Origin of the sequence: Clostridium thermosuccinogenes, assembly GCF_002896855.1 — a bacterium.
In the GTDB taxonomy this organism is placed as follows: Bacteria; Bacillota; Clostridia; order Acetivibrionales; family DSM-5807; genus Pseudoclostridium; species Pseudoclostridium thermosuccinogenes.
On record NZ_CP021850.1, the window covers coordinates 4,092,988 to 4,105,044 of the forward strand.

Genomic DNA, 12,057 nt, shown 5'->3' on the forward strand with positions numbered 1-12,057 from the left:
TTAACATCATCCTTAACTCATGCGATAGCACCCATGGATACCGGAAGCCAGATTAATCCCGCGGTTTCATTGTAGGGAACAACAGTACATCCCTTATGGAATAAGAATCGGTGAGCAGCATTACCAGCCTGTCAATTCCTATTCCAAGACCGCCGGTAGGAGGCATTCCGTATTCCAGCGCGGTAATAAAGTCTTCATCCATCATATTAGCCTCTTCATCGCCGGCTTCGCGCTTCTTCACTTGATTTATAAATCTTTCCTTTTGATCTATCGGGTCATTCAATTCCGAGTATGCATTGCCCATTTCCCTGCCTGTTATAAAGATTTCAAACCTTTCGGTCAGCTCAGGCCTGTCCGGTTTTCTCTTAGTAAGAGGTGAGACCTCGACAGGATAATCATATATAAAGGTAGGCTGGACAAGATGCTCTTCCACGAATTCTTCAAACATCAGGTTCAAAACTTCCCCCTTGGAAAGCTTGCCTTCCACGCGGACCTTTTTCTCCTCAGCAACCTTGCGTGCTTCCTCATCGCTGTTTATAAGGTCAAAATCCACTCCTGTGTACTTTTTCACTGCCTCTATCATTGTCATTCTATTCCATGGCGGTGTCAGATCTATTTCCTGACCCTGGTATACAACCTTCGTCGTACCCAGTACCTCCTGAGCTGCAGTGGATATTATGCCTTCCGCCAGTTCCATCATTCCCTTGTAGTCCGTATAGGCTTGATACACTTCCATCATAGTAAACTCAGGATTATGCTTAACGGACATCCCCTCATTCCTGAACATCCTGCCCATTTCATAGACCCTTTCCAGTCCTCCGACAATGAGCCTCTTCAGGTACAGCTCAGGAGCAATCCTGAGATACATGTCTATGTCCAAAGTGTTGTGATGTGTAATAAAAGGTCTTGCAGCAGCACCACCGGGTATTGTGTTCAAAAGTGGTGTGTCCACTTCAAGGAATCCCCTGTCATCAAGGTACTTTCTTATGCTTTTGATAATCTTGCTCCTGGTAATGAACGTCTTACGGACATCAGGATTAACAATGAGGTCAACATATCTCTGCCTGTACCTTAAGTCAGGATCTTTCAGGCCATGCCATTTTTCCGGAAGAGGCTGAAGGGATTTGGCCAGTAATGTTACCTCGGAAGCTTTGATGGAGATTTCCCCTTTGTGGGTTCTGAAAACTTCACCCTTCACCCCCACCATATCACCTATGTCCAGTTTTTTGAAATATTCGTAATTTTCCTCGCCTATTCCGTCTATCCTTACATATATCTGTATTCTGCCATCCCTATCCTGAATGTCGCAAAAGCTCGCTTTGCCCATGCCCCTCTTGGACATCATCCTTCCGGCAATGGATACATGCTGCCCTTCCATTTGCTCAAAATTTTCAATTATCTGTGCGGTAGAGCAGTTAACATCATATTTCACAATTTTAAACGGATCCCGCCCGGACTGCTGAAGTTCAGCAAGCTTCTGTCTTCTTACCTTCAGTACTTCACTCAGATCCTGCATTTCCTGATTGATTTCTGTATTTTCAGCCATCCTAGTTTCCTCCTATGTCACTTGGCAATCTATATCTATATAATATTCAAATAAAATCGGCACAACAAATAAATCATCGAAGCTATATTTTCGAGATTTGTGCAATTTTAAGCTTTATAATGCATTCCAATACAAAACATTGATAAAAACTCCAAGAAAAAAATAAATAGAAAATGAATAAATGAGCTTTTTAAAACACATACCGCAAAGTCTTTACTTGGAAACGCCGGGCGGCAGTTTTGCCCTCTTAATCCTTCACATCAATAACTTAAAATAAGCGGTTGTTTTGTACCTTCCTAGCATAGTAAAGCGAAGATATAATTCTTGACCAAATAATTGATTATACCAACAAGTAATATGGAAAATAGTGTTACTTGGAAATATCCAATATTTTAAACTTGATTACTCCTGCCGGTGCATCAACCTCTACAACTTCACCCTTTTTCTTTCCCATCAAAGCCTTGCCTACGGGAGATTCATTGGAAATCTTTGACTTTGCCGGATCAGCTTCCGTCGAACCTACAATGGTGTAATCAACTTCCTCATTATACTCCATATCCAAGAGTTTAACCTTTGCCCCTACGCTGACTTGGTCCGTCTTTATATCATCTTCATCAATAACCTTTGCATTCTTCAGCATATTTTCCAGCTGGACGATTCTAGCTTCCATATATGCCTGTTCATTTTTAGCTTCGTCATATTCAGAATTTTCAGATATATCACCAAATGAAAGCGCCTGCTTTATTCTCTCAGCAACCTCTCTTCTCTTGACACCCTTTAAGTACTCCAGTTCATCCTCCAATTTTTTCAAGCCCTCATAAGTCAACACTATTTCTTTATTGGTCATTTAGAGCCTCTCCTTTACCTAATTATTTTGTGTTGATAATATATGTATTAGCCTTATATTTATTCTAAAAACTAATACTTTGCTATATAAAACATAAACAGCACTGAAGTAACAACAGTGCCTGAAGTAGCAGAAAGAATTTACAATTATCGGATTATTTTAAATAATTATAGAATACAAAGTGCATAATGTCAAGAATATAACAGGATAAATCTAGGGAAGCAGGCAAATCAGCGCTTTAGCATGCCTTTAGCTTGATAAAAATCCAAGAAGTTTTTGGCTTCTGCCGGTGGCACTGAGTTCTAATATAACTGCAATGGCAATATTTACAGTGTAAATTCCAGGACGACCTCCGTTCCGTCGCCGGCTAAAGCATATATTCTTATGGTATGGCGGCATGCTGTAACCAAGTATTTCATATTGCTATGTCTTTAGGCTTTATCTTGTTTCTTCTTCCATAAAACTCCTTTATGGAACATCCGCATTTCAAAAACGCTTCTGAAACCCCCTTTGCCGTTTCCCCATCAATGTATTCATTTATTAACTTATCTTCCATTCCTGCTCTGAAAAACAATATAACCTCCATTAATCCTGTTGCATCATATGCTTTTAAAACATCTTCGGTGATTATATGGAGTATATTTTTCTTTATGTTAATTATAAAACCATTGAGTATTATATTTTCACAACTGTGCTTATTTAATTCACTGCTTCCGTAATTGAGTATTATTGCCCTTGGGTTTATTTTAGCATTTGCTGGGATATTTTCCAGACCGCCGAGATTGATGATAATATCCGCATTTTTAAGGCAACTTCTGTGTTCTTCCGTCACTCTCACGCATAGCCCGGTGTCATCATAGACCCTGTTCATTTCTGCCTCGACCGCTTCCCGGTCTTTTGCTACAATCGTGATATACTTAACAAAAGGAGCCAGCAGATCGATCACTCCATATAGCTCAGTCCTGCTCTCTCCCTCAACTATGCAAATATCCAATTCACTGACCACAATATTTCTTTTTGTGTAAATTTCGTCCAATATCAAAGTCAAGGCTGATTTATACAACAGCTTGCCTGTAGACGCAAATTTCATGCATGCGTCCAGTTGCACCCCGTCAGGGGTGTCCTTGGGCAAAAAACAGTATTTTATATCATTATCTGCGGCAAACCCTGAAAGAAACCTATTCAGCCTGGCTTTGTGCCTGTCTATTTCACTTAGACAATACGGCAGTCTTATTATATAGACATCCAGTCCTTCATAAAGCTCTATCTTATTTATATTATCTTCCAGTACCGGCCTTTTAAAGAAATTTTTCAGCCGGGCAGCTATATACTTGAAAAAAAATGCCCTGTCATCTTTTTCCCTGTGCTCATCTTTGAATGTAACCAACGCAAAACTGCTCATAGCACTGATCCTTTAAATATTTTATATAAGAATACTATTTATTACCAGTTAGAAATATGCCCAAAAACCGATAAAGGAGCAGATTGATTCTGCTCCTTTTATAATAGCTTGCCATTGCAGCAAGTTTAATACCTATTCTTCTCTTTTTAAGTCCCCTGCCTTAATCAGGAGGAAAACTCGCTCTCTTTCAAAATTACATCATGAGCGCCGCCTTCTACTATGCTTGTGGAAGATACAAGGGTGATCCTTGCTTTCTGCTGCAGCTCCTTGATAGTCAGAGCTCCGCAGTTGCACATCGTCGATTTGATTTTGCTTACAGTGATATCAAGGTTGTCCTTCAGCTTACCGGCATAAGGTACATATGAATCTACGCCCTCTTCAAACTCCAGCTTTGTCTTTCCTCCAACATCATATCTCTGCCAGTTGCGTGCTCTGTTGGAGCCTTCACCCCAGTATTCCTTAACGAAGTTGCCACCTATTTTAAGCTTTCTGGTAGGGCTTTCATCAAACCGTGCAAAATACCTTCCCAGCATGATGAAGTCCGCTCCCATGGCCAAAGCGAGAACCATATGATAATCATGAACTATTCCACCGTCAGAACATATCGGAACGTAGATGCCGGTTTCCTTATAATATTCGTCCCTTGCCTTTGCCACTTCGATAACTGCAGTAGCCTGGCCTCTTCCGATACCTTTCTGCTCCCTAGTTATGCATATGGAGCCACCGCCTATGCCAACCTTTATGAAATCGGCTCCGGCTTCTACAAGGTATCTGAAGCCATCGCTGTCCACAACATTTCCTCCGCCTACTTTCACTTCTCCATTATAATGTTCCTTGATATACTTAATGGTGTCGTACTGCCACTCAGTATACCCATCGGATGAATCCACGCACAGAATATCCGCTCCTGCTTCCACCAGTGCTGCTACTCTCTCTTTATAGTCCCTGGTATTGATGCCGGCTCCCACCACCAACCTTTTATGGCTGTCGAGGAGCTCGTTGGGGTTCTCCTTATGGCTGTCATAGTCTTTTCTGAACACCAAATACACAAGATGGTCGTTTTTGTCCACAATCGGCAAGCAGTTCAGCTTATGCTCCCATATCATGTCATTGGCTTCCTTCAGGGTTATCCCTTCCCGTCCGTAAATGAGAGAAGAAAAAGGAGTCATGAACTCTTCTATTTTTTGATCCAGGGAAGCTCTGCTCAGACGATAATCCCTGCTGGTAACGATCCCCATAAGCTTTCCGGTGGGCGTTCCGTCCTCAGTTATGGCAACTGTTGAATGGCCTGTCCTTTCCTTTAACTCCAAAACGTCCCTCAAGGTATCCTGGGGCTTCAGGTTCGAATCACTCACCACAAAACCTGCCTTATATTTCTTTACCCTTCTTACCATTTCAGCCTGCTGCTCTATTGGCTGTGAGGCATATATAAAAGAAATTCCTCCACACCTGGCCAGAGCTATTGCCATATTGTCGTCCGATACCGACTGCATTATTGCCGAAGCCAAAGGCAGGTTAAGCATCAGAGGTGACTTTTCTCCTTCTTTGAATTTTACTATGGGTGTCTTCAACGAAATATTCTCAGGCGTGCATTCTTTAGTTGTAAGGTTGGGTATCAATAAATATTCACTGAATGTTCTCGATGGCTCATTATAATAATACGCCATTTTTACTGCTCCTTTCTGTTCACCTTTTTATATCATAGTTATTTGCATAGTACTTCATATAAATTACAACCTGACATAAAATCCATTATATTTATGGGTGAATGTATACTGTATTTTGTAGAAGATTTTATACTATCGGCCCTTTTATGTCAAATAAAAGTTTTCACCTGCTGGAAGGAGTTAAAATAACTCGCTGTGCTAGCATATTAAGTTATTATAAAACTTGCCTGACCTATGCGTATATAATGCAGTCGGCAAGTTTCAATGTCTCTATGGTCAGAGAATTTAAAAGCAGCAAGGAGGAACTTCATCCCTTCTATCCATATCACCTGTTATAAGAGTATTCCACGCTGCTGTTAGCCTCCAGCCATTCACTATAGCTGTTTAACTCTTTAAGGTTTTTGCTCAGCACTTCCCAAACATCCTGGGATTCATCCCCCATTTTCCACGCTGCAGCCCCGGCAAGGCTGTATTTCTGCACCAGGGAGGATTTCAGATTTATGGATTCGGCACTCTCAAGCCATATTTTATATGTCGCTCCATCCTTCTCAAACTCGGCATAGAATTGGCCGCTTTCATCATCCCATACCACCGGGGCGTTGTTTTCGGCGATTAAGGCTCTTGCCTCATCCATTGTAAGGGCATCAGGGTTTGTAACCTTCACTTTCCCATCGTCGCCAATCTCCTCCTTCCAAAGCCGGGTGTAAAAGGGAAGCCCTAAAAGGAGCTTCTCTCTTGGGATTGATTCAAGAGTCCTCTTAAGCTTACTCTCAACCCATGTGATCTGGGCAACCGAACCGGCTTTCGGGCTTGTACTCCAGTGCTGATCATAGGTCATCACCATCACATAATCCACGGTTTCACCAATAGCTTCCCGGTCATAGCACAGGGAATAATTCTCGCTTCCGTCGGGAACGCCTATATCCATTGACACAACAAGTCCCTGCTCTTTAAGCAGCGGAGTTATCTCCCGGACAAACTGGGTCAAAGCATCCCTGTCCTCAATGTTGATATTCTCAAAGTCAATATTTATCCCGTCCAGTTTATATAATGAAGCATAGGAAAGCAGCTGCCGTATGGCGTTATCCCTCGAGTCGGTATTGTTTAAAAATTCTCCCGTCATCTCTGCGTCATTGAAGGTATTGCTAAAAAGGGCCCATACCTGATATCCCCGCTTATGAGCCCATTCCACATATTTAGCATTTGCTCTGTTTATAAGATCCCCTTCTTTATTGACCAACTGGAACCAGGTGGGTGAAATGACATCCAACCCTTCCATCTCTCCTATTTTTGACAGGTCCGGCATCTTTCCATACATCATATGCCACACAAGGCTGATCCCGCCTTTTTGAGGCTTCCAGGCGACATTCCCGGTATCCTCTTCCGGCAGCTTTACTACAGTAACCTTTTTAACAACAACATACTTCTTTTCAATATAACCCACTATCCCATCCTCAGTCCTTACCTTATACCATTTGTCATACTCTTCAAATATCCTGAGCTTGGGTGTGGCGGTGCTCTCCGGATCTGCCCCAAGGCGCTTCAAAATCGGATATTTCACAGAACGGCCCTTACGGACTACGGCATCCTTGTGCACCGGCTCGGCTATTTGCTGCACACTGTTTTTAAAATCAATGGTTACCACATTGCTCTCCTCGATATAATTAACCACTATTCCATAAAAGTCGCTTAGAAACTCAATAGGTATATACACCACATCATCGATTATTGTTACAGGTATATTCAATTCGACAGGTTCATTATTAACATAAGCATTCAGGCTGTCGGTTTTCATTCTGATGACCCGGTCTTTTGTTGTTATCGTCACCTTCTGCAGGTTCTCATCCCAGTAAATATAAGGATCCAGATACTCTTTCACCGTATCCATGGGCAGGCATACCTCCCCGTCGATTATCCTGGGTTCATCATCAATAACATCACTTTCCAGCACCAGGTTCAGTTTTCCTTCCTGAAAGGCGGAAACTACGCTGTCATTCGGCTTGAAAAAGTAGATATACACTCCTATGAAAATGCTTGCGACTATCAATACAAATAATATAAGTGACCTGATTTTTTTCAAATTTCGAACCCCCGTTAGATTAAAATACTCTTTAGAGCAACCCCTCAATACTCCAAGCCATTGCTTAATATTTATGACAGGAGTGCTGATTAAATTATACTATCGATTGCATTTTTAAGCTATGATAATTATTTCTAATATATTACCTCCCTTAATGTCCCTGGTTTGGATAGGTACGGATTATTGAATTACTAAAAAACGAAAAGAATATTAAAAATTCTTTTCGTTTTTCAAATAACAATATTTATTAATTAGGTCATATAAAAACTTTTCGTGGTATAAAGGTCTTAAATGAATTCAGCATTCTTTCGTCAGGTTCGAAAAAGACTATCGTCCTCTCGCCCTTATAGGTGAGAGTAGCAAAATAAACATCGGGTGACTGCAGCGTGCTTACCAGTTCAAGGCGGTTTCTGATGTTTCTCGCTTCATTGTCATATTTATCGCTGTTGAGCTTTGCAACAACATCAAACTCCTTGCAGTGGGCACTGAAAACTCTCTTTCTTTTTCTTTTTGAAGTTATTTTATCTATGTCCAGATCACCGTTGGTAACTATATATTCAAACTCTACGTTTCTTGATGTTATCAGATAATACATAAGATATATGATGCCTGCATCTATGATAAGCGCCATTGAGCCTATAATGGGTATGATCGGCACGAACAGCATTGCGGTACCGCCTGCGACAAGTATACCAACCGTTATCAAATGATCTTTTGCATCTTTTTTCTTGCTCACTATTTTTTCCATGAAAACATCCATGCTTTTATCCTCCCCGCCATGTATATCCTTCTGCTTTTGTCACAATAAATTGTACCACACCAGAAATGTATAAACAACCGTAATATGGTGTAAAAAAAGACCTATGAATATCATAGGTCTTTTCCTGACGGGAAATATTAATACATTCCGCCCATTCCACCGGGTGCTCCAGCTGCTGGAGCTTCCTTCTCCGGAATATCAGCAACAATGCTCTCAGTAGTGAGCACCATGGCAGCCACTGAAGCAGCGTTCTGGAGAGCGGACCTTGTAACCTTGGTCGGATCAACAATACCAGCTTCGATCATGTTCACATATTTTTCATTCAATGCGTCGAATCCTATACCAGGTTCGCTGTTCTTAACCTTTTCAACAATGACAGAGCCTTCCAGTCCAGCATTGATTGCTATCTGCCTTACAGGTTCTTCCAGAGCCTTTGCTATTATCTGTACACCAGTCTTTTCGTCCCCGCTTACTTTATCAAGCAATTTCTCTACCTTGGCTATAGCATTTACCAATGCTGTTCCGCCTCCAGGAACGATACCTTCTTCCACTGCTGCTTTTGTTGCTGCAAGAGCGTCTTCTATTCTCAATTTCTTTTCCTTCATTTCAGTTTCAGTTGCAGCACCAACCTGGATTACAGCAACTCCGCCGGAAAGCTTAGCGAGTCTTTCCTGAAGCTTTTCTTTATCAAATTCGGAAGTTGTCTCTTCAATCTGAGCTTTTATAGCATTGATTCTCTTCTTGATTGCATCAGGCTTTCCTGCGCCGTCAACAATTATTGTATTTTCCTTCTGAACTTTAACCTGTCTTGCTCTACCCAGCTGGCTTAACTTGGTTTCTTTCAGATCCAGGCCCAGTTCTTCGGTGATAACCTGACCGCCTGTAAGTATAGCTATATCCTCCAGCATAGCCTTTCTCCTGTCGCCGAAGCCAGGAGCCTTAACAGCTACGCATGTGAATGTACCTCTCAGCTTGTTAAGTACGAGAGTTGAAAGAGCTTCGCCTTCAACATCCTCAGCGATTATAACCAGCTTCTTGCCCTGCTGTACGATCTGCTCGAGCAGTGGCAGCAAGTCCTGAATATTGCTTAACTTCTTGTCTGTAATGAGTATATATGGATCATCAAGAACAGCTTCCATCTTTTCAGTGTCTGTTACCATGTAAGCTGAAATATATCCTCTGTCAAACTGCATACCTTCAACAACTTCGAGGTTTGTGCCCATGGTCTTTGACTCTTCCACAGTGATAACCCCGTCATTGGTAACCTTTTCCATAGCATCAGCTATCAGGCTGCCTATAACTTCATCGTTAGCAGATATGGAAGCTACCCTTGCAATATCTTCCTTGCCTTTTACCTTGCGGCTGACTTCCTTTATACCTTCAACAGCTGCTTCAACAGCTGCAGCCATACCCTTCTTGAGTATCATGGGATTAGCGCCTGCTGCTACGTTTTTCAGACCTTCCCTTATTATAGCCTGAGCGAGCAGAGTAGCTGTAGTTGTACCATCTCCGGCTACATCGTTAGTTTTGGTAGCAACCTCTTTTACCAGCTGTGCTCCCATGTTTTCGAACTCATCTTCCAGTTCGATTTCCTTAGCTATAGTAACGCCGTCGTTTGTGATCAAAGGCGATCCGAATTTCTTGTCAAGAACAACATTTCTACCCTTTGGTCCCAGTGTGATCTTTACTGTATCGGCTAACTGGTTAACGCCTCTTTCCAATGCACGTCTGGCGTCTTCACCGAATTTTATTTGCTTTGCCATACTATAATACCCTCCTTGTCAAACTTCCGTGTTTATTCAATATGATAAGCATGATATGTTAATAAATAGAATTGATTTGCTAAGTACTATTTATCAATGGCGGTATGAAGCACATTACTCAACTATCGCCAATATGTCGCTCTGTTTTAATATCGTATATTCCTGTCCGTCAAATTTTACTTCAGTACCTGCATATTTGCTGGTAATTACCTTGTCTCCAACTTTTACTTCCATCTTTATCTCTTTGCCGTCCACAACTCCTCCCGGACCTACTGCAACCACTTCAGCAACCTGTGGCTTTTCTTTTGCAGAACCGGGCAGAACTATACCGCTCTTAGTGGTCTCTTCAGTTTCAAGCATCTTAATGACAACTCTCTCACCTAAGGGTTTTATTTTCATAAAAAAATACCTCCTTCTAACATTTCGGACTTATTAGCACTCACTATCATCGAGTGCTAATCATATAAATAATATTATATTCTCTCCTTTTTTTAATCAAATATGTGTTTTTTCTAAATTATATTGTTTTTAGCGAATTTTGCCGGTTTTCCTCCCAATTTTAAGTTATTTCACCGTTTTTCACTACTAGATATACCACAAAGATTCCCCAGAATATGCGCATAAAACGAGATCAAAACCCATCCCAATTCCATTAATCCGGCAATAAAGACCCAAATCCGGAGTACAGAGCACCTCTGCTTCATCCATGTTTCTCCGGAAGCTGCACATGGCTCCATCGCCCTGCTCTTCATTACTATTTCTGAATCATTCCTGCTTCACCAAGACTTCTCTAGAGGGGGCAAACTCAATGTTTCACGTTTCATATTCCGAAATCCTTCAATCTGTATGATATTGAGGAAGGAGATACACTATACTTTTTGGCCAGACTGCTTTTTGAGACCCGGATCAGATGCCTGCGGCAGTAAACGTATTCCAGCACAGCCGCCCAGACTTCCCTCTTTCTTATAACTGGAGCTGTGTCCGGATCAATTCTTCTTATGTAGTTCATCCAGATGCTTCTCAATTCCTTCTCATAGCCTGCCCTGTATATGGTCTCCCGGTTTTGAACAGCACATTCTATGACATCATCCCATTCCTTTTCCCATTTGATGCTTTTCTTCTCCATCCCTTCCAAAATTCCCTCAATGCTGTCCGTCAACCTATGCACATCCACCGCTTTCGCCACTTCACACAGCTTTTTGTACATTTCTTCGATCTCCCTTAGCTGTTTTCTGAAATCCACCGGGGAATATGTAAGAGAATCCAACTGATAATTCAGCTTTTCCTCGTCTCCTTTATAGGAATAAAGAACAGCGAGATTACACAAGGAAAACGGATTGTCCCGCTGGAGGATGAGCGCACTTTTTTCCAGGCTTATTGCCCTTTCTATATCTCCATTAAGAAAGCAAAGCACAGCCAGGTCATTTCTGGCATCAACAGAGCCGTGGTCTTCTTCCAAAGCCTTTTCCAGCTTATTATAAGCCTCGTCAAATTTTAAGTCATCCAGCAGCTTTTTTCCTTCCCGTGCAAGCCTGGATGAGTTTTTTCCTTTACGCTTTCTGCCCTGCGCACCGTCATAGAATTTCAAATAATACAATATGTCGTAAGCATCGTCTGCAAATATACCCTCCGGGTCGTGGTAAACATATTTTTCAAAACATTCCCTTGCTTTTTTCATATCCTGGAGGTCAAAATAGTTGCAGCCCATAGCAAAATAGCATTCTGTCAATGCAGGATTTATGTTTACCAGTATGCCCATCAGTATTTCATTGGACTTCCTGATATCCTGCAATTCAGCATACACCGTCGCCAGGTTAAACTGATAGTCTGCATTGAAAGGCTCTATTTGCACAGCCTTATTAAAATATTTCAGAGCTTTGTCAAACTGCCTCCTGTCGGCATATTTTAGTCCTGACCTGAAGCATATTTCCGCACCCTGCTCAAACGGGATAATTCTCCCTTTTTTCAATATATCACCTACCATCGCAAATA

General features: G+C 41.6%; 9 protein-coding genes. All 9 read right to left on the bottom strand.

Annotation, left to right across the window (positions count from 1 at the left end; all coding sequences use genetic code 11):
* Positions 1–52: 52 nt before the first annotated feature.
* The gene (lysS, locus tag CDO33_RS17970; protein ID WP_103081711.1) at positions 53–1,546 is read right to left on the bottom strand and encodes a lysine--tRNA ligase; all 1,494 of its coding nucleotides are present in this window, start codon (positions 1,544–1,546) and stop codon (positions 53–55) included.
* 370 nt (positions 1,547–1,916) lie between these two features.
* A complete protein-coding gene (gene greA, locus CDO33_RS17975; protein WP_103081710.1) occupies positions 1,917–2,393 on the bottom strand; it encodes a transcription elongation factor GreA in 477 nt (158 codons plus the stop codon).
* A 415-nt stretch (positions 2,394–2,808) separates the two neighbouring features.
* Positions 2,809–3,795 carry a hypothetical protein gene (locus tag CDO33_RS17980; RefSeq protein ID WP_103081709.1) on the bottom strand — a complete coding sequence of 329 codons (987 nt, stop codon included), beginning with the start codon at positions 3,793–3,795 and terminating at the stop codon, positions 2,809–2,811.
* Positions 3,796–3,959: 164 nt separating this feature from the next.
* Complete coding sequence (locus CDO33_RS17985; protein ID WP_103081708.1) at positions 3,960–5,462, bottom strand: IMP dehydrogenase; 1,503 nt, start codon at positions 5,460–5,462, stop codon at positions 3,960–3,962.
* 325 nt (positions 5,463–5,787) lie between these two features.
* Complete coding sequence (locus tag CDO33_RS17990; RefSeq protein WP_103081707.1) at positions 5,788–7,542, bottom strand: glycosyl hydrolase family 18 protein; 1,755 nt, start codon at positions 7,540–7,542, stop codon at positions 5,788–5,790.
* A 256-nt stretch (positions 7,543–7,798) separates the two neighbouring features.
* Complete coding sequence (locus tag CDO33_RS17995) at positions 7,799–8,302, bottom strand: DUF6106 family protein (protein WP_103081706.1); 504 nt, start codon at positions 8,300–8,302, stop codon at positions 7,799–7,801.
* A 137-nt stretch (positions 8,303–8,439) separates the two neighbouring features.
* Positions 8,440–10,065, bottom strand: coding sequence for a chaperonin GroEL (gene groL, locus CDO33_RS18000; protein ID WP_103081705.1), 1,626 nt, complete (start codon positions 10,063–10,065; stop codon positions 8,440–8,442).
* 114 nt (positions 10,066–10,179) lie between these two features.
* Positions 10,180–10,464, bottom strand: coding sequence for a co-chaperone GroES (gene groES / locus CDO33_RS18005; protein WP_103081704.1), 285 nt, complete (start codon positions 10,462–10,464; stop codon positions 10,180–10,182).
* Between the two features lie 421 nt (positions 10,465–10,885).
* Positions 10,886–12,049 (bottom strand): tetratricopeptide repeat protein, encoded by a 1,164-nt coding sequence (locus CDO33_RS18010; RefSeq protein WP_161496521.1) that lies wholly within the window; start codon positions 12,047–12,049, stop codon positions 10,886–10,888.
* Positions 12,050–12,057: the final 8 nt, after the last annotated feature.